At 44.1% G+C, this 25,359-nt stretch carries 22 protein-coding genes; 14 read left to right on the forward strand and 8 right to left on the reverse strand.

The window, feature by feature from the left end:
- Window positions 1-12 precede the first annotated feature (12 nt).
- The 3 genes from can (DIU38_RS20145) (at window position 13) to can (DIU38_RS20155) (ending at window position 2,585) form a co-directional block, all read left to right on the forward strand.
- Complete coding sequence (can, locus tag DIU38_RS20145; protein WP_112658922.1) at window positions 13-729, forward strand: carbonate dehydratase; 717 nt, start codon at window positions 13-15, stop codon at window positions 727-729.
- Window positions 730-1,155: 426 nt separating this feature from the next.
- Window positions 1,156-1,908, forward strand: a complete 753-nt coding sequence (locus tag DIU38_RS20150; RefSeq protein WP_091172060.1) for a YoaK family protein — start codon at window positions 1,156-1,158, stop codon at window positions 1,906-1,908.
- A 20-nt stretch (window positions 1,909-1,928) separates the two neighbouring features.
- The gene (gene can, locus DIU38_RS20155; RefSeq protein WP_112658924.1) at window positions 1,929-2,585 is read left to right on the forward strand and encodes a carbonate dehydratase; all 657 of its coding nucleotides are present in this window, start codon (window positions 1,929-1,931) and stop codon (window positions 2,583-2,585) included.
- Window positions 2,586-2,803: 218 nt separating this feature from the next.
- Here can (DIU38_RS20155) and pruA read toward each other — a convergent pair whose 3' ends face one another.
- The gene (pruA, locus tag DIU38_RS20160; RefSeq protein ID WP_112658926.1) at window positions 2,804-4,441 is read right to left on the reverse strand and encodes an L-glutamate gamma-semialdehyde dehydrogenase; all 1,638 of its coding nucleotides are present in this window, start codon (window positions 4,439-4,441) and stop codon (window positions 2,804-2,806) included.
- A gap of 152 nt (window positions 4,442-4,593) precedes the next feature.
- On the opposite strand from pruA, the gene DIU38_RS20165 reads away from it, so the two are divergent.
- The 5 genes from DIU38_RS20165 (at window position 4,594) to DIU38_RS20185 (ending at window position 9,334) form a co-directional block, all read left to right on the forward strand.
- Window positions 4,594-5,526, forward strand: coding sequence for a hypothetical protein (locus tag DIU38_RS20165; protein WP_112658928.1), 933 nt, complete (start codon window positions 4,594-4,596; stop codon window positions 5,524-5,526).
- Window positions 5,527-5,704: 178 nt separating this feature from the next.
- Window positions 5,705-6,271 carry a pentapeptide repeat-containing protein gene (locus DIU38_RS20170; protein ID WP_112658930.1) on the forward strand — a complete coding sequence of 189 codons (567 nt, stop codon included), beginning with the start codon at window positions 5,705-5,707 and terminating at the stop codon, window positions 6,269-6,271.
- A 155-nt stretch (window positions 6,272-6,426) separates the two neighbouring features.
- The gene (locus DIU38_RS20175) at window positions 6,427-7,467 is read left to right on the forward strand and encodes a CBS domain-containing protein (protein WP_112658932.1); all 1,041 of its coding nucleotides are present in this window, start codon (window positions 6,427-6,429) and stop codon (window positions 7,465-7,467) included.
- A gap of 386 nt (window positions 7,468-7,853) precedes the next feature.
- Window positions 7,854-8,579 carry a M23 family metallopeptidase gene (locus DIU38_RS20180; RefSeq protein WP_167516234.1) on the forward strand — a complete coding sequence of 242 codons (726 nt, stop codon included), beginning with the start codon at window positions 7,854-7,856 and terminating at the stop codon, window positions 8,577-8,579.
- Window positions 8,576-9,334, forward strand: a complete 759-nt coding sequence (locus DIU38_RS20185; RefSeq protein WP_112658938.1) for a DUF4846 domain-containing protein — start codon at window positions 8,576-8,578, stop codon at window positions 9,332-9,334. The genes DIU38_RS20180 and DIU38_RS20185 overlap by 4 nt, the downstream gene beginning before the upstream one ends.
- Before the next feature lie 124 nt (window positions 9,335-9,458).
- On the opposite strand, the gene DIU38_RS20190 is transcribed toward DIU38_RS20185, so the two are convergent.
- Together DIU38_RS20190 and DIU38_RS20195 are read right to left on the reverse strand one after the other, a co-directional pair.
- Window positions 9,459-10,478, reverse strand: coding sequence for an aldo/keto reductase (locus DIU38_RS20190; protein WP_112658940.1), 1,020 nt, complete (start codon window positions 10,476-10,478; stop codon window positions 9,459-9,461).
- A gap of 87 nt (window positions 10,479-10,565) precedes the next feature.
- Entirely contained in the window at window positions 10,566-10,811 is a 246-nt protein-coding gene (locus tag DIU38_RS20195) for a GIY-YIG nuclease family protein (RefSeq protein ID WP_243770909.1), read from the reverse strand.
- 1,051 nt (window positions 10,812-11,862) lie between these two features.
- Here DIU38_RS20195 and DIU38_RS20200 point away from each other — a divergent pair.
- Together DIU38_RS20200 and DIU38_RS20205 are read left to right on the forward strand one after the other, a co-directional pair.
- On the forward strand, window positions 11,863-12,189 hold the full coding sequence (locus DIU38_RS20200; protein ID WP_112658642.1) for a hypothetical protein: 327 nt from the start codon (window positions 11,863-11,865) through the stop codon (window positions 12,187-12,189).
- A gap of 399 nt (window positions 12,190-12,588) precedes the next feature.
- Window positions 12,589-14,202 (forward strand): mechanosensitive ion channel family protein, encoded by a 1,614-nt coding sequence (locus tag DIU38_RS20205; protein WP_112658644.1) that lies wholly within the window; start codon window positions 12,589-12,591, stop codon window positions 14,200-14,202.
- A 233-nt stretch (window positions 14,203-14,435) separates the two neighbouring features.
- Here DIU38_RS20205 and DIU38_RS20210 read toward each other — a convergent pair whose 3' ends face one another.
- From DIU38_RS20210 to DIU38_RS34925, 4 genes are all read right to left on the reverse strand, one after another.
- On the reverse strand, window positions 14,436-15,416 hold the full coding sequence (locus DIU38_RS20210) for an acyl-ACP desaturase (protein ID WP_091172035.1): 981 nt from the start codon (window positions 15,414-15,416) through the stop codon (window positions 14,436-14,438).
- Between the two features lie 224 nt (window positions 15,417-15,640).
- The gene (locus DIU38_RS20215; RefSeq protein WP_112683094.1) at window positions 15,641-15,865 is read right to left on the reverse strand and encodes a hypothetical protein; all 225 of its coding nucleotides are present in this window, start codon (window positions 15,863-15,865) and stop codon (window positions 15,641-15,643) included.
- A gap of 5 nt (window positions 15,866-15,870) precedes the next feature.
- Complete coding sequence (locus DIU38_RS34920; RefSeq protein WP_407716469.1) at window positions 15,871-15,978, reverse strand: hypothetical protein; 108 nt, start codon at window positions 15,976-15,978, stop codon at window positions 15,871-15,873.
- A 127-nt stretch (window positions 15,979-16,105) separates the two neighbouring features.
- Window positions 16,106-16,231 (reverse strand): hypothetical protein, encoded by a 126-nt coding sequence (locus DIU38_RS34925; RefSeq protein ID WP_407716470.1) that lies wholly within the window; start codon window positions 16,229-16,231, stop codon window positions 16,106-16,108.
- Between the two features lie 330 nt (window positions 16,232-16,561).
- On the opposite strand from DIU38_RS34925, the gene DIU38_RS20220 reads away from it, so the two are divergent.
- The 4 genes from DIU38_RS20220 (at window position 16,562) to DIU38_RS20235 (ending at window position 23,606) form a co-directional block, all read left to right on the forward strand.
- Entirely contained in the window at window positions 16,562-17,908 is a 1,347-nt protein-coding gene (locus tag DIU38_RS20220) for a sensor histidine kinase (protein WP_112658648.1), read from the forward strand.
- An 11-nt stretch (window positions 17,909-17,919) separates the two neighbouring features.
- The gene (locus tag DIU38_RS20225) at window positions 17,920-20,007 is read left to right on the forward strand and encodes a cellulose biosynthesis cyclic di-GMP-binding regulatory protein BcsB (RefSeq protein ID WP_112658650.1); all 2,088 of its coding nucleotides are present in this window, start codon (window positions 17,920-17,922) and stop codon (window positions 20,005-20,007) included.
- A gap of 180 nt (window positions 20,008-20,187) precedes the next feature.
- Window positions 20,188-22,041 carry a glycosyltransferase family 2 protein gene (locus tag DIU38_RS20230; protein ID WP_112658652.1) on the forward strand — a complete coding sequence of 618 codons (1,854 nt, stop codon included), beginning with the start codon at window positions 20,188-20,190 and terminating at the stop codon, window positions 22,039-22,041.
- The gene (locus tag DIU38_RS20235) at window positions 22,038-23,606 is read left to right on the forward strand and encodes a hypothetical protein (protein WP_112658654.1); all 1,569 of its coding nucleotides are present in this window, start codon (window positions 22,038-22,040) and stop codon (window positions 23,604-23,606) included. Before DIU38_RS20230 ends, DIU38_RS20235 begins: the two co-directional genes overlap by 4 nt.
- 1,439 nt (window positions 23,607-25,045) lie before the next feature.
- On the opposite strand, the gene DIU38_RS20240 is transcribed toward DIU38_RS20235, so the two are convergent.
- Window positions 25,046-25,306: a hypothetical protein gene (locus tag DIU38_RS20240; RefSeq protein ID WP_112659050.1), complete on the reverse strand. Its 261-nt coding sequence runs from the start codon at window positions 25,304-25,306 to the stop codon at window positions 25,046-25,048.
- Between the last annotated feature and the right edge of the window lie 53 nt (window positions 25,307-25,359).

Below are 25,359 nucleotides of genomic sequence, written 5' to 3' on the forward strand. Positions count from 1 at the left end.
AATCGAAAAACAATGTCAACACAAGAAAAAACAAACGGCAAAGCCGTAATAGATACAAACAATATTAAACTGGCCCAATCAAGCAGTTACAGTACTTTAATTAAAAACAACGCCGCCTGGGTTGAGCGTAAACTTGCCGAGGATGGTGAGTACTTTAAGAACCTGGCCAAAGGTCAGAGCCCTGAAGTGCTGTGGATAGGCTGCTCAGACAGTCGTGTACCGGCTAACGAAGTAACCGGAACCAAACCCGGCGAAGTATTTGTGCACCGCAATATTGCCAACGTATGCGTACACTCGGACATGAACATGCTGAGCGTACTTGACTATGCCGTTAACGTACTGAAAGTAAAACACGTTATTGTTGCCGGCCATTACGGTTGCGGCGGTGTTGCCGCTGCTATGAGCAGCAAACAATTTGGCTTAATTGATAACTGGCTGCGCCATATTAAGGATGTGTACCGTTTGCATAGCCATGAACTTGACCGTATAACCGACGAGGCCACCAAAGTTAACCGCCTGGTTGAGCTTAACGTTACCGAGCAGGTATATAACCTGTGTAAAACCACCATTATCCAAAACGCGTGGAAAGAACGTCATGACCTTGAAGTACACGGTTGGGTAATTGACCTGGGCAGCGGCCTGGTTAAAGATCTGAAAGTTAGCAGCAGCAGCCCTCATAATTTAGGCTACGTATACGAGCTTGACGTTGAAGCTGTAGCAGCACACTAAAATATAATTTGATCAGTGCTTCCGACGCCGTAAGGGGCGTAGGGAGGTTTGATTGTTAAGTTGATCCCGGCTCTTAGGAAGTGGCCGGGATTTTTTTTACCACCCCACCCAAACCCTCCCCGGAAGGGAGGGCTTAAAAATCTTTAATAAAAAATGTCATTTCGATAGAGCAGCGTGGGGATAGAGCGCAGGTGCGAAAGAGAAATCTTCTACGCCCTGTAAAGCGGATGCGCATAGTTCAATATACCAGGCGTACAAGATTTCTCCTCGCTCTCACCCACTTCTCCCCAGCACTGTTCGTCGAAATGACATTTTTTTATATTATTCCCAATTCGTTTAAATTATTATCCGTTGTATCAAACAAGCGGGCATAAACGCGGTTAAGTTTTTTGTAATTTTAACAGAAACCCCTGCAGTGAAATATCTATGCTTAAAGCTGTAAAAGAACAACGTACCCTTAAAGAAAACCTGATGCTGGCCTCATCAACGGCATTTGTAGCAGGCGTTACCAATGTGGCGGGCATGCTGGCTTTTTTGGCTTTTACCTCAAATATTACCGGGCATGTGGCTAACCTCGCCAAACACATCATTGAACAAAACTACCGCCAGATGATCATATTTTTAGTTTGGCTGCTAATGTTCTTTGCCGGGGCTTTTGTATCCAGTTTTATTGTACGCTCATTTGATGATAAAAGCAGGTGGCGGGCAAACTCCACCCCAATGGTAATTGAAGCTGTTATTTTACTGGGAGTTGCCATTTACGGGCATAATTTTTACCGGGAAACACAGATGGAGCGCGAAATTGTGATCAGCGCTATTTTGTTTTCGATGGGATTGCAGAATAGCCTGGTTTCCAATATCTCGGGCGGCCTGATCAAATCGAGTCATTTAACCGGTTTATTTACCGACCTGGGCAGTGAGGTGGCCGAATGGTTCCATCCGCGTACCAAAAATACGGAAGCCGCCGGTAATAAAATACTGATCAGGTTTACGGTGCTTGGCTTTTACCTGTTTGGTGCACTGGCAGGCGGATACTTTTTTAACCTGTATGAGTTTGCCATTTTTTATTTTATCCCTGTTATTTTGCTCACCATTATGTATTATGATGTTTCGCCGCTTGCTTTGCATAAACTTAGCCGTATGTTTGCATCAGGCAGAAAACGTCAAACCGCATCTTAAAACATCAATTTTTTAAATATATGTGTGCTCAAATTCATGATACCAGTCATATCACCTATGAAGGCTTACTGGAAGGAAACAAAAAATTTATTGAAGGTGCTTTAGCCGAAGATCCGCAATATTTTGATAAACTGGCTAACGGGCAAAAGCCCCCTATACTTTGGATAGGCTGCGCCGACAGTCGCGTGCCTGCCAACCAGATCACCAATACCGCCCCGGGCGAGATCTTTGTGCACCGTAACATCGCCAACATGGTTATCCACTCGGATATGAACATGTTGAGCGTACTTGACTATGCCGTGAACGTATTAAAAGTAAAACACGTAATTGTTACCGGTCACTACGGTTGCGGTGGTGTTAATGCCGCTATGAGTAACAACCAATTCGGCCTGATTGATAACTGGCTGCGCCACATTAAAGACGTTTACCGTTTACACGCCGATGAGCTTGACGCTATTACGGATGAAACCGAGCGCAGTAACCGCCTGGTTGAACTAAACGTGATAGAAAACGTAAACAACCTTTGCAAAACATCCATAGTGCAAAATGCCTGGAAAAACGGCCAGGAACTTTCGGTACACGGCTGGGTTTACAGCCTCAGCACCGGCCTTATCAACGATATGAAAGTAAGCACATCCAGCAATGAGAAAATGGATGCTGTGTTTAAATTTAAATAGTCGCCCCCGGCCCCCTAAAGGGGGAGGAATAGAGGATAAATAGAAAAGCGATGAGTCTGTCGACTCATCGCTTTTCTATTTAAAAAAATGTCATTTCCTTTAAACCAAAGGAAATGACAAGTTGTTTTTGAGTTTTTTGCACAAAAAAAGCGATGAATTAATAAACTCATCGCTTTTTTATATCGTTGTCCATTGCTCCCCTTTAGGGGGCCGGGGGGCTATACTTCCTTCGCCAAAAACGGGTACCTGTAATCCTTTGGCGGATCAAAGGTCTCTTTGATAGTTCGTGGGGATACCCAACGTAACAGGTTGATCATTGAACCGGCTTTATCATTAGTGCCCGATCCCCTGGCGCCGCCAAATGGCTGCTGACCAACTACCGCTCCTGTAGGTTTATCATTAATGTAGAAGTTACCTGCCGCGTTGCGTAAACGGGTAGTAGCTTTTTCAATAGCATATCTGTCCTGCGAGATGATTGAGCCTGTAAGCGCGTAGATAGATGTTTTATCTACAACCTCAAGGATCTCATCAAATTTATCGTCTTCGTAAACATATACGGTTAATACCGGGCCGAAAAGCTCCTCGCACATGGTTACGTAATATGGGTCTTCAACTTTTAACACGGTTGGCTCAATGAACCAACCTTTGGTTTTATCGTAGTTACCGCCGGCAACAATTTCAACACCCTCGTCGGTTTTGGCAGCGTCGATGTATTTGGCCAGTTTATCAAATGATACTTCGGTGATTACCGCGTTGATGAAGTTTTCAAAATCTTCTACCGGGCCAATTTTAAACGAAGTAATGTCACGCTGCATGTTTGCTTTTACCGCAGGCCACAATGAAGCCGGGATATAAGCCCTTGAAGCAGCCGAACATTTTTGTCCCTGGTATTCAAAAGCGCCGCGAACAAGGGCAGTGCTTACCACATCGGCGTTGGCACTCGGATGGGCAAGCACAAAGTCTTTACCACCTGTTTCGCCTACAATACGCGGGTAGGTTTTGTATTTGTGGATGTTAGTACCAATTGTTTGCCAGATGTTCTGGAACACTTTGGTTGAACCTGTAAAGTGGATGCCAGCAAAATCAGGGTGGTTAAAGATCACCTCGCCTGCAACCGGGCCATCAACATAAATCAGGTTGATAACGCCATCGGGTACGCCGGCTTCTTTAAAAATCTTCATGATCACGTTAGCAGCGTAGATTTGCGTATAAGCAGGTTTCCAAACCACTACGTTGCCCATCATGGCTGCAGATGCCGGCAGGTTCCCGGCAATAGCCGTAAAGTTGAACGGCGTAAGCGCGAACACAAAGCCTTCAAGCGGGCGTTGTTCTACACGGTTCCAAACACCTTTGCCCGATACCGGCGGCTGTTGTTTGTAGATCTCGGTCATGTATTCCACGTTGAAACGCAGGAAGTCGATCAGCTCGCAAGCCGAATCGATCTCGGCCTGGTAAGCGTTCTTTGACTGACCAAGCATGGTGGCTGCATTGATTTCGGCACGGTATGGGCCGGCAATCAGTTCGGCAGCTTTCAGGAATATGGCAGCACGTTGTTCCCAGGCCAGGTTTTCCCAGTCGGCTTTGGCTGCAAGGGCAGCATCAATGGCTGCGGTAACGTGGCTTGCATCACCTTCGCTGAAGGTAGCCAGCAAATGTTTATGATCATGCGGCGGACGAATTTCCAACTTGGTGTTGGTACGTACTTCCTTGCCGCCAATGTACATAGGTATATCTAATTGTTGGGCACGACCGGCTTCTAAAGCTGCCTTAAGCGCCACACGCTCCAAACTCCGCGGACCGTAATTTAAAACGGGCTCATTTACCGGTGCCGGAACATTAAAAAATCCTTTAAGCATAGATGATAATTTATGTTGCCGCAAAGATAGGGATTTTGCAGGGGAAGGTTGGGTAGGCGAATGTCAAAATAATGGTGGAGGAAACCCGTAGTTGTAGTTAATTTATTTGTGGATGGAAAAAAGTTCGGCATCTTTAACATAAAATCCTAAATATGTTTTCCTTTTTTAAATGCCATCGTAATAATGTTGTAGCACCCCAATGGGCTTCTTTTTTTAGTGACGCTGAATACCGGGATTTTATTAAGGCAATTGATAAGTTTTTTTACAAGAAGAACATCAGTTACAAGATAGAAGATGATGCTTCAATAAAGGTTGGGCCTAACGATTTTGGATTGAATATTTTAGGTTTAACAAATGTTGCACAATTATGCAAGCAAGACGAGAGGCGAAACTACTATGAATTAATTTCCGGCCATTTTGATGCACTGATAAGGACTTATCTGTTCGATAAGGATTTTAACGCGATCGTTGACGATTACGAAGCAGTAGAGAAATATCTTGCCACCCGCCTTTATCCTTTAGGCTACCTGGAATACGGAGGCGAAGAAAATAAGATCTATAGCATGATTGCAGGCGAAATAGCTAAGGTGTTAGTATTTGATTTGCCGAATGCAATTCAGACAATAACACCTGAGCAAGCGGAAAAATGGAATAAAACCTACGATGAGCTGTTTGAAAAAGGCGTTGAAAATGTAAGGCAGAAATATCCGTGCAGTATTTCGAGGGAGAAAATAGGCGAATTTGAAGTCTTACTTGCCCAGGGCGATCATTTTTTCGCACCGAATATTGTATTTGACCTGGAGAAACAAAGTCTTGTTGGCAATTGGGGAGCGATTATCGGGGTACCTCACAGGCATGCTGCAATTATATATCCGCTTGAAACATTAGCGGTTGTCAATGCTGTTACTTCGATTATCCCCATCGTTGATAATATGAGTAAACAGGGGCCCGGAGGGGTTAGCAATAATCTGATCTGGTATAAAGATGGTGTTTTTGAACAACTACGGTATAAAATAGAAAATAATAATATCGAGATTTATCCATCGGAAAAGTTTTTGGAAGTGCTGAACAATATGGCTGAATGATAACTCCTATTTTGTTAATTACAACCTGATTTATCGATTGAGCGAGCAAGGTTGCGCGCAGGTGCGAAAGAGAATCTTGTACGCCATGCAAATCCGGTAAGCATGGCGGTTGATCATCTTTATTAATTTAAAGAGACCGGAAACCATCCCATTCCCTTTAACCTTTACATTTGCCCCCATGCAATCCCTACTCTTCGAAGATCAAACTTTTACCAAAATAACCGCCGGCCAGCTCAACGGCACCACTTACGAAAACTGCAAATTCATCAACTGCGACCTCGCCCATGCCCACCTCACGGGCATTACTTTTGTCGACTGCCTGTTTGATACCTGCAACCTGCTCCTTGCAGAGTTAGGCAATACCGGTTTGCAGAACATTCGTTTTAAGCACTGCAAAATAAGCGGCGTAAACTTTGGCAAGGCCAATGATTTTTTATTCGAAGTACATTTTGAAGACTGTATTTTAGATAACGCCATATTTTATAAAAAGAAGAATAAGAAAGCCTCTTACACCGACTGCTCTATGATCGAGACCGATCTGACCGAAGCCGATCTGACCGATTGTAAATTCAATAACTGCAATCTGAAAAACGCCTTTTTTAGTCGTACTGTATTAAAAAACGCAGATTTGAGCACCTCCTTTAATTTCATCATCGACCCGGATGATAACATCATCAAAAAGGCCAAATTTTCCCTTCATGGTTTACCAGGGTTGCTTGCTAAATATGATATCCGGTTAGGATAATATTTTCATACAAAATTCAAACTATGCAGATATCAGTAATTTAATTCTATTAGTATAAATAAACCACCCCAAAGTAGCTTATTCACATTTTAATTTAGGTTTAGTTTTCGGCGTTAATTCTTTTTAATTTATATTCGTTTTGTTAAAGTCTAAAAATGTCACAACCACAACCTAACTTCGAAGATATTCTCGCAGAAGTAAAAAAAAACCGAAAATCAATTAGAACCTTCCCATATGTTGCTACACAATACTTAGGCGTTGCCCGCCGTGGTTGGCGTGTGATTCAAGAAATCAATGAATTGTTGGATGAATACGATTGTATTTGCGAACCAGAATTTGGTCGTGCTTGGTTTTATGGAGAAATAGAGATAATACCTAAACCTAAACTAAGCGCGGGCAAAACTGATGACAGTGCAATGGATTGGGATCCCACCCCTCGCTTGAGTTCATTAAAAGCCGCAAACCTAAGTAAATTGAAAGATGGAGGTGAGGGTGTAGGACTTATATCTGTCAACCGCGATACTCCACTTGCTGCTGCAACTACATTAATGATTATGCATGACTTTTCACAGTTACCGATTATGAATACCCCCAGGGAAGTTGAGGGCATCATAAGTTGGAGATCAATTGGTCGAGCTTTATCATTAGGCAGGGCCTGTAAAACAGTAAACGATTGCAAAGAAGAGGTTGTTATCTTGGAGGAAGATGAGTTACTATTTAACGCGGCTAAAATCGTACTTGAAAAAGAGGTTATTCTGGTTCGGCAAAAAGATAAAACTATAAGCGGTATCGTCACAGCAACAGACATTGGGCAGCAATTTATTTCTATGGCGGAACCGTTCTTAATGATAGAACAAATCGAAAATCATATACGGAAAATGCTAAACAACATTTTTGGCCCAGAGGATCTTGTCTTTACTGATAAGCAAGTGGAGAAACCCAAGGAAATTAAAAATCTTTCTGACCTTACATTCGGCCAATATGTTAAATTAGTAGAAGATCCTAAGAAATTCGAAAAATTAAAGTTAAACGTTGATCGAAGTGTGTTGGCGAAACAATTAGAAGAGGTTCGTAAAATCCGAAATGATGTAATGCATTTTGCAACCGATGAAATTACCCCACAAAATCGCGAACTGCTTAGGCAAACGCTGAATTTTTTACATATAATCACAGCAACGTTAAAGGGAGCGAATTAACGTCCCATCAGGGTCTCTCACAGATTTAAGTTAACAGATAAACAACCAACCTGAAATTCCGATAGGAGGTACCTACGGAGCCCCAAATTTGCTCTTTTAAAGCTATAAACATGTGGCCCCGCTGGAGCCAGCATGGTTTTATAACATAATCAAGTATTACTTATGGATGCCTAAGGGAGGGCAAGAAGGTTGTCGTAAAAGGTGCAACGCTCCCAAAAACGCCGACCTGAACACTTCTTACAATTTTATTATCGACCCGGATGATAACATTATCAAAAAAGCAAAGTTCTCACTTCATGGTTTACCTGGGTTGCTCAATAAATATGATATCCGGATAGGATAATATTTTGGCGGCTTATTAGTTAATGTTATTGATTATAAACCTTATGCAAAAACTTATCCTGTTTTTTTCTTTTGTACTGATAGGCTCCGGGGCTTTGGCTCAGCGCGATACGGCTGCTTTTACCAAATTCAACAGCTTTAATAATTCGGTTTTAAATGGCGGCATAAAAAAAGCAGAGGCTCAAAAGCAATTCGATATGGTGTTAAAACGAATTAATTTACTGGAAATGTTGCGGGCCGAACGCATTCAGCCAAAACTACAATGGGTATTTCCATTAAAGGGATATAAAAGCGGCGCCATCGGCGGTACTCATGGTAATGGTTACTTTGATAAGGGTTACCGCTACCTTGATGGCAACAAACATGGTGCCCATCCTGCACACGATATTTTCATCAACGACCGCAATCAGGATTGCATTGACGACCATACTCAAAAACCGGTTGATGTTATTGCAGTTGACGATGGCTGGGTAATAGCCTGTACCAATCAATGGGAACCCAACAGCAATATGCGTGGCGGCAAATTTATCTGGATCTATCATCCGGCAACTCATATTTTTACGTACTATGCGCACAATAACCAGATTTTTGTAAAACCGGGCGGCTATGTTACGCAGGGACAAAAAATAGCCGAGGTTGGCAGAACAGGGTACAACGCTTATAAAAAACGCTCCCCTACTCACCTGCATTTTTCAGCATTCAAGCTTGCGGATGGCATCCCGGTACCTTATAACCCTTATGAACAGCTAAAAAAAGCCAAAACGTTATGAAAATCCTGATCACCTGCCTGCTCTTATTTTTGAATATTAACATTGCTCCTCCGGATAACGTGATTAAAAGATTCGCGGTACCGGCAGGTTATCAGCGTATAGCAGCGTCGCCCGGCAGTTTCGGGGCATGGCTGCAGACTTTACCTTTAAAGCCGGCGGGCACACCAACCAAAACTTATAGAGGCGATATTGCCCGTACCGATGTTTACACCGCTGCGGTTATTGACATGAGCATAGGCAACCAGGACTTACAGCAATGCGCCGACGCGGTGATGCGCCTCCGTGCCGAATACCTTTATCAGCAAAAAAAATACAACGAAATTTCTTTCAACTTTACCAGTGGTTTTAAATGCGACTATGCCCATTATGCTAAAGGCTATCGCTACAAAAATGACCATTGGGTATTGAAAGCCAAACCCGATTATTCGTACCCGGCATTTTTAAATTACATGAATTTGGTATTCGGTTATGCGGGCACCCTGTCCCTGCAAAAAGAATTAAAACCTGTAACTAACCCCAAGGATGTAAAACCAGGTGATGTGTTCATCCGTGGGGGCTCGCCCGGGCATTGTTTTATTGTGCTCGATATTGTAGAAAATACCGCTCATCAAAAGCAATTTTTGTTAGCGCAGAGTTTTATGCCGGCCCAAAATATCCAGGTGCTAAAATATGATTCACCCTGGTTTGCTATGGACCAGCACAGCGGGATCATGTATGGCGAGCTGATCAGTAAAAATTATCTGAAGCGGTTTTAGATGAAGTGTATAAAAGAGCGTCATTGCGAGGAACGAAGCAATCCCCTATTAGCAGGTCCGCTCTGCATAGTTTGGGATTGCTTCGTTCCTCGCAATGACGTTGCAATGGATAGGTAGAGGCAGGCTACCTTTTTTCAACCCTATCATAAAACCCGCCGAAGCTGTTCATTTTCACGGCATCCTCATTAAAAAAATCGCCGGGGAAACCTAATTCAATAGCGCTAACTTCATTGAGCTTTTTGAAATGTTCGGGAGCTAATTTGGTATCTATGGCCTTAAGGTTATCATTTAACTGGTCAATTTTGGTAGCACCCACAATAGGGATGCAACTGAAATCCCTGTCCATCATCCATTGCAAGGCAACATTACTTTCGGATACCCCTAATTCAGCGGCGAGGCCAACAACCACTTCAGTAATAGTTTTAGCCCTGTCGTTACGACGGTTGCTTTCCGGTTTTACACGTCCCTGTTCGCCGCGCAGGTATTTACCGGTTAAAGCACCACCGGCCAGCGGGGCCCAGGGGGTAACTGTCATGCCATAGTGTTTTGCCATTGGTATCAGCTCCCGCTCGGCAGTCCGGGCCAGCAGACTGTACTCCACCTGTAAAGCGATGAATTGGCTCCAACCCATCAGCCCGGCAAGGGTATTCCCTTTTGATACCACCCAGGCGGGTGTATCGCTGATAGCGGCGTAGTTTACTTTGCCCTGTTTTATCAGGTCGTCCAACCCGCGCAGAACCTCATCAATAGGGGTAATATTATCCCAGATGTGCAGGTACAGCACATCAATAAAATCAGTTTTGAGGCGTTTAAGGCTTTCTTCCACGCTCCGCATCATGTTTTTGCGGTTATTGCCCGATGCATTAGGATTGGTGGTATTATCTTTCAGCGTATACTTGGTAGCCAGCACAAAATAATCGCGGTCATGATTACCCAGGTATTCGCCAATGATTTTCTCGCTGGTACCCAGTTTGTACACGTTGGCGGTATCAATAAAATTGCCGCCAGCATTGGCAAAGGCATCCATAATGGCAAAGCTGGTATCTTTTTCGGCGCCCCAGCCGCCTTCGGTACCGAAGCCCATAGTGCCCAGGCATAATTCAGAAACTTTAAGGCCCGAGCGGCCTAATAATTTGTAGTTCATATATGGTGATGTTTTATGTAACGTTTTTAAAATATGTTATTGGCGAAGCGTGGCAATCTTGTAACCAATGCATTGTGACTATGCAGATCAATCATACCAGTCTACACTTAAATCTCCCCACGATGGATTAGTTGCCACTATCAAATCAATCTTCTTTTGTCTTGATCCTGCTTTCAATTGTTTTTCTCTGGCTATGGCATCGTCTATCAATTGAAATTGTTCAAAGTATACCCATTTATCGCACGCGTACTTTGCCGTATAACCTTTATAGATCTTTTTCTTATGCTCTGATATCCTGTTATGTAAATCACTCGATACTCCTACGTACAACACTGTGTTAGCTTTGTTTGTTAAAATATAAACGAAGTATTGGTGTATTTTCAATAGACAAGGTTTGGCGCTAATCTAAAAGAATTAATATTAAACTACACCATTTTTAAACATCCATCTCATTGCGGGGAGGTAGATTGGCGCATGCATAATCCTACCATTAAAAGTTATGTCATTGCGAGGAGCAGCACGGGCAAAAGAGCATCCGGGCGACGTGGCAATCTCGTCGTTATGCCTCTACGATATGCAAAGCCGCTGAGCATAGCTACGAGATTGCCGCGCTTCGCTCGCAATGACATATTGGATTGGCACATCTATAATCCTACCATTAAAAGTTATGTCATTGCGAGGAGCAGCAAGGGCAAAAGAGCGTCCGGGCGACGTGGCAATCTCTTCGTTATGCCTCTGTGATATGCAAAGCCGCTGAGCATAGCTACGAGATTGCCGCGCTTCGCTACCCATGACATATTGGATTGGCACATATATAATCCTACCATTAAAAGTTATGTCATTGCGAGGAGCAGCACGGGCAAAAGAGCATCCGGGCGACGTGGCAATCTCGTCGTTATGCCTCTACGATATGCAAAGCCGCTGAACATAGCTACGAGATTGCCGCGCTTCGCTCGCAATGACATATTGGATTGGCACATATATAATCCTACCATTAAAAGTTATGTCATTGCGAGGAGCAGAACGGGCAAAAGAGCATCCGGGCGACGTGGCAATCTCGTCGTTATGCCTCTACGATATGCAAAGCCGCTGAGTATAGCTACGAGATTGCCGCGCTTCGCTACCCATGACATATTGGATTGGCACATATATAATCCTACCATTAAAAGTTATGTCATTGCGAGGAGCAGCACGGGCAAAAGAGCATCCGGGCGACGTGGCAATCTCTTCGTTATGCCTCTGTGATATGCAAAGTCGCGGAGCATAGCTACGAGATTGCCGCGCTTCGCAATGACATATTGTTTTTATAATCAGAGGAAAGTCGAGTACAAACAATCCCTCCTTCAACTTTGTACTAATTAATACATCGCTAATATACCAAATTATGAAAATCATCACCCTCCATACCAATACCGACATCAACCAGTTATACCAGTTACTGCACGAAAAACTTAACCCGCTGTTTCATAAGCAACGAAAAAGCGAATTAAATTTCACAGTTGAGCGCAAAGACGGGGCGGTTGAAATTTCGTTGCCTGCTGTTTATGAAGGTGCGCTGTTCAGCATCGCGATTAACGGTAACGAACTTTGGATTACCCGGAATGAACATTATGTTGATGATGTAAACTCGCTCACTGTGGAATCGATCCTGAACGATCTGTTCAGCAATATTGCAGGTAATTTGGGGACGGATCTGGTACAGGAGGGGTGAAAAGTTTTGATTTACCAAGGAATAATACGTTAAAAAGAGAGACGACGAAGTAATCGCTTGTTATACAATGCGCTTTTCATGTGCGGTTATTTCGTTCGCAAAAACACGGTTTCTGTTCCATTTGTTAAATAGGATGATAGCCCTAAGCCTTACGCAGTTTAAAAATGCAAAATATTCATTGCCGTTGGTTAAAACCAACGGCAAAAAAGCTAAAGGTCCTGGCTTTAGCCCCAATTAGGCAAGCAGATTTAGGCTGAAGCCCTTTTATCGCTACTCATTATTCCGTTGGTTAAAACCAACGGCAATGAAGTTTTATCTATCCGTAAATGATATTCATCAACTTTAAACCGCTTCTTTTTTCCGCCAAATAATTTTTAGCTTTAACAGAAAAACATCCCTATGCCTAAAATTTATAGCCTGCTCATCCTTTTTCTGTTTGCTGCATTTACCACACGGGCACAAAAACTCCCTGAACAAAAAGGCGAACCGGTGATCATTAACCGGGATACCCTGTTTAAATTTTATGCCCCGCAGGGATTGTTTGATCCTAAAGAGCGCGCCGGGATTGTTACCCAACGCATTAAGGCCCTGATGAGCCGGTTAGATTTTAACCCGGATTCGTTAACACTTAAAAACGATACGTCTGTATCGGTAATAACCTACAACGGCCAGATGATCATGGGAGTTAATAATACCGATGCCTCTTACTCCGAACTGAACCGACCGCAGCTGGCAGCAAGCTACTTATCCATACTAAAAAACAAACTGGGCAATGTTTTTGAAAGCAACAGCCCTAAACAACTAATCACCAACGTGCTCGAAGCCGTGGCGGTTGTTATTTTACTGATTTTACTGATCTGGATTGTTAACAAGGGCTTCAGGTGGATAAAATTAAAGATTATACTTGGTTGGGAGCGCCGTGTTGAAAAGCTGGCAGCCAAAGGGGCGCCCGTGGCTTACGCCTCACGCCTGCTTCCTTTTATCAGCGGACTTGTAAATATTGGCCGGCTGCTCGTTATCCTGCTGCTGGTTTACCTGGCTTTACCCGTGTTGTTTTATATTTTCCCTTCCTCGCAGCCTATTGCCACACAGTTAATCGGTTTTGTGGTTAACCCCTTGAAAAGTATCCTGCTGGCCATTGTTCACTTTATACCCAACCTGCTTACCATAACGGTTATTTATTTGGTTACCCGCTACATTGTAAAACTGGTAAAATTTATAGCTACCGAAATAGCAAACGGCGCCATCGCTTTAAAGGGCTTTTACCCTGAATGGGCTATCCCAACTTACAATATCATCCGGGTACTGATGTACGCGTTTATGTTTGTGGTGATATTTCCATATTTGCCGGGGTCGCAGTCTAAAGTGTTCCAGGGGGTTACAGTGTTTATAGGTGTGCTGTTTTCTTTAGGTTCCTCGTCGGCTATTGCCAATATGGTATCGGGTATTGTGCTTACCTATATGCGCCCCTTTAAAATTGGCGACCGCATAAAAGTTGGCGAAATTATGGGCGATGTAATTGAAAAAAACCTGCTGGTTACCCGCGTGCGCACCATTAAAAACGAAGACGTAACCGTGCCCAACGCTACCATTTTAAGCGGTGCTACGGTTAACTATACTTCATCGTCAAAAACATTGGGTTTGATACTGAATACCAGTGTTACTATAGGCTACGATGCCCCCTGGGAAACCATCCACAATCTGCTCATCAGTGCGGCCGAAGCAACAGAGGGGATCCTTGCCAATCCAAAACCGTTTGTACTGCAAACCGCTTTGAATGATTTTAATGTGAGTTACCAGATAAACGCCTATACAGATCAGCCCGGCAAAATGGCCATGATCTATTCGGTATTGTATCAAAACATACAGGATAAATTTAATGAAGCAGGCATGGAGATCATGTCGCCGCACTTTACCGCTGTGCGCGATGGAAGCCATATCCAGATCCCGGAAAACTATGTTGCCGATGGATATAAAAAACCGGGGTATAAAATAGAACGGGAAGAAAGCTAAAAGCAGAATGCTTAAAGCTAAAAGCTTAAGGCTAAAAGCAATGAAAAATCTCCCTTAGCGCAAGTCTTGAGCGGAGAAATGTGTAATGGGAGACTTGTGCTTTATCGGAAAGGGCAAGTCATCAACCCTCATGCCAGCCACACAAGACTTGCGCCAGAAAAGTAAAAAAGAAGCTTATCAAACCGATTGCAAAGCAAAGCTTTAAGCCTTCGGCTTTCCGCTTTAAGCTAAAATCAACCGTTAATCCAGGTAAACTTATACTCGAGCATTGGGTTTTTCATGCGCTCGGCTACACGCAGTAAGCGGGCCGGAAGGTTTACCACGTAATCGCGTGCCTTTTCACCGGCTTCGTCCAAACCTGTGATACTTTCGATATGCCAGTCGGTCAAAAGCTCTTTCAGGATATCCACATAGTCGATAGCGGTATAAATACCCAAACGCTGTGCGGCATCGGTAAAGTGGCCAAAAGTTTGACCAACCTTTAAACCAACCTCACGCAGGAAGTGGGCAGGCATTACAATCTTTTTACGCATCATATCCTCAAAAGCTACCATAGCCTCACTTGGATCTACCTCAAATATTTTTTCGATAAAGTATTTGTAAGCTTTAGCATGGCGGGCTTCATCAGATGCGATAACACCACACATTTTTGAAAGCAGCGGATCGCCGTATTTTTTGGCCTGTGATGCTACACGGCGGTGCGAAACATTGGTTGCCAACTCCTGGAAAGAGGTATATATAAAGTTACGGTAAGGATCATGACCGGTACCTATGTCAAAACCATCAGAGATGAGGTATTGGGTAGAGATCTCCATCATGCGCATATCCACACGACCAGACAGGTACAGGTATTTGTTAAGCAGGTCGCCATGGCGGTTTTCTTCACCGGTCCAGTGGCGGGTCCATTTCATCCAGCCGCCTTCTTCATTGTCAGATACGCCTTCAACCATGGTAAGCCATGATTCGTAAGTAGGCAAAGCCTCTTCGGTAATAGTATCGCCAATTAAAACAGCAATCAGATCATATGAAAGGCCCGCGGCGCTTTCCTGCAATTCCTTAATTTCAGTAAAGAACGAGTCCCTTGAAGAATCGGGCAAAAAATCAGACGGCTGCCAGATGGTATCAATCGGTTTCAGGTATTCATGTATCTTTTCTAACATGAACTTTTCGATATGCACCATTACTTCTCTGCGCTTTTCTTCAAAAAATCTCATAACTGTATATTAGTGAGCAAAGGTAATAAAATTGTAACATTAATGTTTAAAATTTCACTGTACGGCGCTAATTGCGTCTTTCATACACAAGGATAATTTTCTCGTAACCGGCCTGCCGTTAAACATTGAAAAACTACTGTTATAATCCCAACGTATGCCAGGAATATCAAGCTCTTTTAAAGCCTTGTGTACTGCCCTGATATACCCGCGGCGGTAGTTATCATTTATGGATTGATCGTTGCCATCGCAGGAGCACATAGGGTATTGCTTTCGCCGGAGGTGTTTTTTGCTTTTGGATTAAGTGCAGGAAAATTTTCCGCATTGTATGGAAATGATACCCCGGTGGTTGAAACCTGATCGCCTACCTTGCTTGCACCCTGGTAAATAAAAAAGAAAGGTTCGTAAAAGTGAAAAGTGCAGATGATATGGTCATCGGTTAGCCTTACCAACCTGCTTAGCTCATAGATGGTGGTATATAGTTTGATGCACTTACAATCAGGGTTTGTTGTTTATCAATTCTACGGATGGCAGTTACAATATTATAAGCAGCATACTTCCACACTTTGGGGTTGATATGGGGCAGCTCGTTGTAGATCTCAAAAAAAATTGTCGTGGCTTGCGTTTTTGTACCTTTTGGCTATTTTTAGCCACGAATCAATTATTGGGATGTTTCTGAAAGGGAATTATTATCATTTAAGCGTCCAATGATAATCTATAACTACCCTAAATCCGTAAGTATTGCATTGCTCAACAACTTTATCAATATAGGTAAAGAGTTGTGCAGTAGTTGCAGGGCCAAAAGAAGTAAAAGTCACGGGCAGCCTGATGCTTTTGAAGCCCAGCTGTTAAGCAGCATAAAATCGGATTTTTTTAATGGCCTTTGGGCCGCTGAGCTTTCGTTTCGGATTTGTGCAAGCCATAAAATACTGACGCCCTTGCTTAAACTTTAGCATGGTTTAAAAGCAACTTCCCGAACTTGCCGGGGAATTGGACGGCTTTTTGCAACGGCAATTATTACTGTTGGCAACAGTAACAACAAACCTGTTTAAATTATCGTATAACGAATATTTTTCGTCTATCAATATTAAACAGAGTTAATTTAAACAGCGGCCTTAATTTTTAATTACAATTCAAGATAACAAATAATGTTTGTTCAAATTACCAACGAAGAATTAATTAGAGAGACCTCCAAAAAAGCATGGTACCAAACCAATAATATAATCTGGACAATTATATTCCTGTACCCTCTTTTTAGTATTGTTGATTTTATTTACGCTACAAACTACTGGCTGCAGTTTTTTATTATCCGCATTATAACTATCCTTATTATATACGGCCTGTTCAGCTATTTTCAGCATAAACAATTTAGTTACCGCATATTATTGCACATCAGTTTCTTTATGCTTTCGGTAACGGCAGCTATATTATGTAACCTGGTAAACATTCAGTTCCTGACCATTTACTTTATGCTGTTTGCTACCACCCTGCTGTTTTTTAACCTGCAGGTTTTTTGGGAGCCCTTAAACTCCATCATACAAACCTTAATGGCGCTATTGTTACTGGCCATTTTCTTTAACCTGTTAAGCGAATACAACCTCGACCTGGTATTAAGTAACGGCGGGCAGATCTTTTTTATCATCTCGGGCATCTCCTGCTTAATACCCGGGGCGCGCTACAAGGTGATCCAGCGTGAAGTACGTGCGCAGATCATGATCGAAAAATCAAACGAACAGCTTAAACAGCAAAACAAGGATATCAACGAAAAAAATAACCTCATCGACCATCAGTATGAGCAGCTCCGTAAGCTCGACAGCCAGAAGAACAGCTTTATCAATATTGCCGGGCACGACCTTAAAAACCTCATCGGCTCTATTATAATGAGCAACAACATGATCAGGGAAGAGGATTTTAGGCTGAGCACCGACCAGAAAGAATTTGTGGGCTACATCGCCGAATCGGCTGATAAGATGCAGTATATGCTCAACAAGCTGATGGATGTTAAGGAGATCGAATCGCCGGATATGAAATTCAACATGGAGATCTTTGACATCAACGTTGAAGTAATGCATGTTTTTAAAGGTCTGTACGAAACTGCCCTGATGAAAAACATCCACCTGGTTGATAATATCCTGAAGCTGCCCCTCAACGTACGGCTCGACAAAGTATTTGCCGGCCAGGTGTTTCAAAACCTGCTATCAAACGCCATTAAATTTTCGCAAACCAATAACAGCATTAAGGTAGTAACCAGCCTGCAGCGCCAGCGTTTTGTTTTCGAGATCATTGACGAAGGTATAGCCATAGGCCAGCAGGAGCTGGACATGATGTTCAACAAGCTTAAAACCCTTAACGATACATCGGGCGTTACCGAAAGCCGCCTGGGTTTGGGCTTATCAATTGCCAAGCTGATGACCCAGGAAATGGGCGGCGAGCTCAGCTACCGCAGTGATGACAACGGTAATTATTTCAGAGTAGAATTTTACGTAATAAATTAATATTGATATCAATGAATAAGTTTTTTACCTTATTAGCCTTTATCCTATTATTCAACACGGCTTCGCAGGCCCAGGGCAACAGCATTGCATCCTTTAAAGCCTACGGCCATGACGATGAGGTGGTATACGGCATGAGCGGCGCTATTTCATTTTACTTCAAGGTCACCCCTTTGATTGAAATGAATGGCAGTAAACTGGTTTTATTTTTTGAACCGTCGCAGGCATTGATAAAATCGCATTCGTACATTAACCTGGTTATTAATAACAAACCGGCATACAGCGGCCACCTGGGCCCCGATTCTATCCAGAAAATCATCCTTAACCTGAGCCGTGCCGATCTGAGCCCCGATAAGTTCCTCAAGATCCAGATCAAAACCCTGCTCACCATTACCGACGATCAGTGTAAAGACCTGGATAACCCGGCTATGTGGTTAAAGATCAAAAACTACTCATACCTGTCGCTGGTTAAAAGCAATAAAAACTTTTTTGATAACGTAAATATCAGCAACTGCTTCGACTCCAAAAAAGCTATCGTTTACCCGTCAAACCCAAGCCTGCATGACCTTAAGGCCGTAGCATGGGCCTATTCAAGGTTAAAAAAGACCCAAACACGTGAAATAGCCGTTTACGAAGAAAGCAAACTGCCCGATAGCGTTCGTAACTACATCAGGGTAGGCGCCATTGATAAATTACCTGCCGATGCGCGCGCATTGGTAAAAGTTACCCCGCAAAATACACAGGGTTTATTCTACCTGCATAAATCAGTAAGCCTGCTTACTGATACCATTGTGCACATGGTTGATGTAAAAGGCCGGTTGGTGCCGGTTAAAACCGTAACACAGGAGCAATCGCCTAAAGAGGTGCTGTTTGTTACCGGCGGCGATGATACAGGTTATGAAAAGGCCATTACCGCCCTGGGTAACATGAACATCTTGAACTCAACCTATGGCGATTACCTGCTGATCAATAAGGCCGAGAACACTTTCTTTAAAACTATCGACGAAAACCGTTCAAAGCTATCCTTAAAACAGATTGGCGGCGTGAGCGACTTCCTGTCGGGCATTGGATCATTAAAGAGCGCTTACAGCTTTAAAAACAGTGATTTCAGCTTCACCCCTAAAGAAGTGGAGATCCGTTTTGTTGCCAATTACAGCGGCCTTGCCCCCGGCGACCGTGGTTTCTTCAACATATACCTTAACGGTTTGCTCATCAGCAGCGAAAAGCTGGATGCATCGGGCAAGCTGAACAGCTCTATCACCATTAACCGTTATCAGCACCATAAATACAACACGCTGGAGGCCGAATTCAGGTTTTACCCAACCAACGGCAACTGTAAAAACAGTTTCACCAACTTTTTTGCCGAAGTTGATGTTGACAAATCATACCTCGAATCAAAAAACCCCTTCATCACCAGCGACCTGAGTTTTTACCAATATCCCGAGGCTTTTAACAACGGCACTACCAAAATTGTAGTAAGCGAGGAATACGCCAAATATGCCGCCGGTGCTATGGGCGAGATCATTTATGAGCTTAACAATAACATCAACGCCAATAACTTCCCCGAGTTTGTTTACTCGAAAGATTTGAAGCCAACTGATCTGAAGCAATACAATATCATAGCCCTGCTATCAAAAGATGATAAAGTACTTAAGGAGTTCCGCGATGCCCCTATCCAGTTTGACAGGAACTTCAGGCTGTACAACACCGATAATAATAGCCCGGTTTACTCGCTTTCGGATACGGTATCAAACGGCCTGGCGCAAATCTTTTACGGCGTAAGCAACAATGCTACCCTGGTGCTTACCGCTACCGGCACACATGTTTCCGAAGCTTTCCTGGCGGTATCCAAATCCATTACCGAGCAGCTTTCAACCCTGTCGAGCAATGTTTGTATCTCGGATGTTAACTCCAACAAGTACCTGTTCAACATCAACAAATCCAGCGAAAACCTGGAATACATCGATACCAAGAGCGGCCTTACCCGTTTCTGGGACAGCTATAACCTGTACATTTTGCTGGGCATCCTGATCCTGATCCTGCTTTCGTTCCTGTATGTGCGGTCAAAAGTTCAAAAATCGCAGGATCTGTTTAACGATTAATGCCGCTGCACATCGCGTGTCAAAATACATCACATATCAGTTATCAAACCGGCTTATCCCCGGTTTGATAACTGATATTTATATAGGGTCATTTAATTAATTTCACACCAAGCAATTAAATGATATTAATAATCAGGATGCCGCTTTAGGCTTTATGCATTCTGCTTTCAGCTTTTATATATGGATACATTGAGTATTTCTGTTCCTGAAATTTTGGTTGCCCACGGATTTATTTCGCCGGCCGACCAGGAAAAGATCCATGCTTTTTCGGAAAGATCGGGTATGTCATACCTCAAAATAGCCCTTAACTTCGGCTATGTTTCCCGCAAAAACTATGAACGCGCCTTGGGCAACGCGGGCTACCACTTTGCCGAAATCCGCCAGGAAGCCTTCGACCAAAAGATCCTCGACCAGGTTGACCTTAAATTTGCCAACGACCAGCTGGGCCTCCCCCTTCGCATCGAAAACAATAAGGTGGTTACCGTTATGGCCGACCCCGGCAATGAACTTTTCCTTGATTTTGTAAGGTTTACCTATGACCTGGAACCCGAAATCATCGTAGCATCCGATCTGGAGATCACCTGGCTAAGCCACAAGCTTACCGGGCAAAAATATGTGAAGGCATCTGTTTTTGAGCTCCTTAAGCGCGACCCAAAAAGCTCGGCCTCAACAACGTTCACCACATCGCAGCTTGTTTTCATTTTTGCCTTGTGGGGCATTACCGCCATCGGCCTGTTCCTCAACTTTAAAAACGTATCCATCACCATTAACTTAATCATCAGTTCGTTTTTCCTGATAGCTATCATCTTCAAACTGTTTTTGGCACTGGTAGGCTCCCGGTTTGAGCTGCACCAGGCTGTCACCAAAGACGACCTGCGCACTATCGTAAACGAGGAGCTGCCGGTTTATACCATCCTGCTACCCGTTTACAAGGAAGATAAGCTGATCAAAAAACTCATCTGGAACCTGCAAAGCCTCGACTATCCGCGCCAGCAGCTGGATATCAAACTGCTTATTGAAGAAGATGATGATAAAACATTAAACGCCGTAAAAAACCTCGATTTCCCCTCCGTGTTTGAAGTTATTGTGGTGCCTTTCCACATGCCTAAAACCAAGCCCAAGGCCTGTAACTACGGTCTGCATTTTTCGAGGGGACAATACCTCACCATTTATGATGCCGAGGACATCCCCGATACCGATCAGCTTAAAAAAGTGGTGGCCCTGTTTCATAAGCTGCCCGAAAATTATATCTGCATTCAAAGCGCGCTCAATTACTTTAACCGCAACGAAAACTTCCTTACCCGGATGTTCACCCTCGAGTATTCGTACTGGTTTGATTATATGCTGCCCGGTTTGGATACGCTGGATATCCCCATCCCGCTTGGCGGCACCAGCAACCACTTTAAAATGGACGCGCTGATTGAGCTTGGCGCCTGGGACCCCTTTAACGTAACCGAAGATGCCGACCTTGGCGTACGCGCCTATGCCAAAGGCTATAAGGTGGCTATAGTAAACTCCACCACGTATGAGGAAGCCAACAACAACTTCTGGAACTGGATCCGCCAGCGCTCGCGCTGGATCAAGGGCTACATGCAAACCTACCTGGTGCACATGCGCAACCCGCCGGCCCTCATCCGTAAAATAGGCTTTCGCGGCTTCCTGGGTTTTAACTTTTTCATCGGCGCCACATCAGCCACCTTTTTAATTTACCCGGTGCTGCTCATCATCTTTATCTGTTACCTCATATTTGATTTTTCAACCATCCGCAATTTGTTTCCGGACTGGGTGCTGTTCATGTCGATATTTAACCTCATGGTGGGTAATATTCTCATGATCTATATCAATATGATGGCCGTGTTTAAACGCCGCTATTTCGAGCTCATTTTGTTTGCCATGGCCAACCCGGTTTACTGGCTCATGCACTCGGTAGCAGCTTATATGGGCCTGTACCAGCTCATCACCAATCCGTTTTACTGGGAAAAAACCAACCACGGTTTAAGTAAGGTTAATAACCCCACAAACGTTATTAAATGAAAATTGCCAAAAGTACATACCTGTTTATATTTACCCTGGTGCTGGCAGCCTGGTACCTGGTTATCGGCGTATACCTTAACCACTTAGGCTATTATAACCAGGAAAGCCTTTTTTATGTCGAAAAAACAAAGATCGTGTTTGAGGGGCTGGGCAACCGCCTTAAGGTAATGGGCTTAACCGCCCCGCTGCTGCCCTTTTACTCCACCTTTATATTTTCAACTATAAACGGTTACCTCGCCCCGGTCATCGCATCAGCGCTGGGTACGGCTGGCTTCTTCTATCTTATTTCGCGCTCGTTTGTTATCAGGGTGAAGGATGATTTTTACCTCATCATGGTAGCCATCCTGTTCCTGCTGCACCCCGGCATCATTTACATGGCCTGCTCGGGCAAAGCCATTTACCTGGTAGTGATCTTCGTGTACCTGTTTTTCCTTAACCTGCTTAAGTTTTACCGCTCAAACACCACGTTCCACGTATCCATAGCCAGTATGTGTTTGGTAATGCTCATTTTTTGCGATTACCGCTTCATCTGGCTTACGCTGTTCTTTATACCGCTGGTGCTGTCCATAACGCTGGCCAGCCTTAACCTGGGCGAAAAGGAATCCATTTTCAGGCTGTTCATGAGCTTTAACAGTCCGTCGTTAAGGCGTAAGCTTATTAATAAAACTTTTGCCATTTACGTGATCCTGTTCATCCTGCCCGTGGTATCCCTCGTTTGCTATAAACTGCTTAACCAAACCCACGCCAGCGACTATAACTACTTTATGGAAAGCCCCCTGGCCACCTGGAACGTACTGGTCGACAAGCTGAATTACGACACTGCCGCTACCGCCGTAAACTACCAGCTGCCTGAGCTCAGCATCCTGGTATCATTAAGGGTGATTTATTTTTGTCCGCTGATATTGTTTGGCCTGTACCTGCTGCGCGAAAGCACTTATCATGTGCTAACCGTGCTCACCCTGTTTGCCTTTGTGGAGTTTTTGCACATTAAGTATGATAAGCTTTTCCTCACCTACCAGTACTACCTTATATTTTTATTTGTGGCGCTGCTGTGTATTATATTTAAGGTACATACCATCAAAAATAAACTGGCCGTTAAACTGGGCCTGGCCTTTGTAATTGTACTGCAGCTATATACTGGCTACACCTTTTTAACCAACTCGCTCATTACCGACGAGCGCCGCTTCATCACCACCCTTAGCCGGCTGGAACCCAATACCGATCAAAACGAAAGCAAAGAAATAGCAGCCTACATCAACAGCCTGCCCGATGGTACGCACATCCTCATGGACGATGCCGTATCATACCCCATTGTGGCCTTTACCAACAACATCAAAAAGCTAACCCTGCCCTACCAGCTCAACTCGTTCCTGTCGGCCATTGAAACCCCTTACAAATACGACGACTATATCCTGATAGCCACCCCAAAAAATCCATTCACCGGCTACACCCAGCTCAGCGACAGGTACATCCCCGAAATCCGCCGCCTCAACAGCGGTGTAAACTACAAACGCGCCTACGAAACCGACGGCTGGATTTTGTACAAGGTGGTAACGTTGCAATAATCAGTTGGCAGTTTTTGGTGGGCAGTTTGCAGTTAGTTTTTTAGTAGCAGTGGCAGCAGCAGTTGCAGTGATAGCGGCCTGTCACCCTGAGCCTGTCGAAGGGTCGCGCGCAGAGGCCTGCCTCACCATGAAATAATAAAATTAAGGTCATGCTAAGTAAATTTAATCCGGAGCGGATTCTGAAGGTGAAATGACATCTCCGCCATCCGTCATGCTGAACTTGTTTCAGCACCTCACATGCTAAGTATACTTCATGCGGCTTGTCCTGTGGGTTCCCGAAACAAGTTCGGGATGACGTCATTTTATAAACTTGTCATGGGTAACTTGTTTCAGCACCCCACTCGCTAAGCAACATGCTAATCAAATTTGCCACTTTTCTTGTGAGGTGCCGAAACAAGTTCGGAATGACTAAGGAGAGATGTCATACTACCTTCAGAGGCCGCCGGATTTAAACACTCAGCATGACATAATAAAATTAAGGTCATGCTGAACTTGTTTCAGCACCCCACTCGCTAAGCAACCATGCTAATCAAATTTGCCACTTTTCTTGGGAGGTGCCGAAACAAGTTCGGCATGACTAAGGAGAGATGTCTTACTACCTTCAGAGGCCGCCGGATTTAAACACTCAGCATGACATAATAAAATTAAGGTCATGCTGAACTTGTTTCAGCACCCCACTCGCTAAGCAACCATGCTAATCAAATTTGCCACTTTTCTTGTGAGGTGCCGAAACAAGTTCGGCATGACTAAGGAGAGATGTCATACTACCTTCAGAGGCCACCGGATTTAAACACTCAGCATGACATAATAAAATTAAGGTCATGCTGAACTTGTTTCAGCACCCCACTCGCTAAGCAACTATGCTAATCAAATTTGCCACTTTTCTTGTGAGGTGCCGAAACAAGTTCGGCATGACTAAGGAGAGATGTCATACTACCTTCAGAGGCCGCCGGATTTAAACACTCAGCATGACATAATAAAATTAAGGTCATGCTGAACTTGTTTCAGCACCCCACTCGCTAAGCAACCATGCTAATCAAATTTGCCACTTTTCTTGGAGGTGCCGAAACAAGTTCGGCATGACTAAGGAGAGATGTCATACTACCTTCAGAGGCCGCCGGATTTAAACGCTACCCATGACAAGATAAAAAAGGTGGTTTTTCGCAGCAGATCAGCTTCGGGTGAAAACGAGCAGAACGATGCCGGGCGGTGCGGCTGCAGGGGCATAGCAAGTTTTTGCAGAAGCGGAGGCATTGCGTGCGAATCGGGGCAAAATAATTGCAGCCCGTGGTTCTGCTCGTTTTGCAGGGTGAAGGCCGCGCCGATGGCTGTGGGGCCAGGTTGTGCGCAAAGAAGCCTCTCTGCTGCAAGCCTTTTTGGTTACTTTTGTGGCGACAAATTAACTGGCCCCGCGCGGCCAGGAGCGCGACAAGGTAAGTTTATAGAATAAAGTCTTTTATCTGCCTGCTGGGGATTGCTTCGTAACTCAGCAATGACGTGGTGGATTTGTCATTCTCCTTCAGAAGCCCCGGATTTAATCCCCCGGCATAACAGCCGTTTCTTAATGCCTTGAAATCCGAAATCGAAAATCCCAATTCCGAAATCAAAATAATGGCGTTGCCTGCGGCCCGGGCTTTACGCTGCAAATCCTCGCCTTGCCCCTGTGCGCGAAGGCCTGCGCAAGGCTGTGGGTTTTCCACTGCAATCCCTAACGCGGGCGGAGGCGCAGGGCTGTATTATTTTCAATATAGCT

Source organism: Mucilaginibacter metallidurans (assembly GCF_003286435.2).
Taxonomy (GTDB): Bacteria; Bacteroidota; Bacteroidia; order Sphingobacteriales; family Sphingobacteriaceae; genus Mucilaginibacter; species Mucilaginibacter gossypii.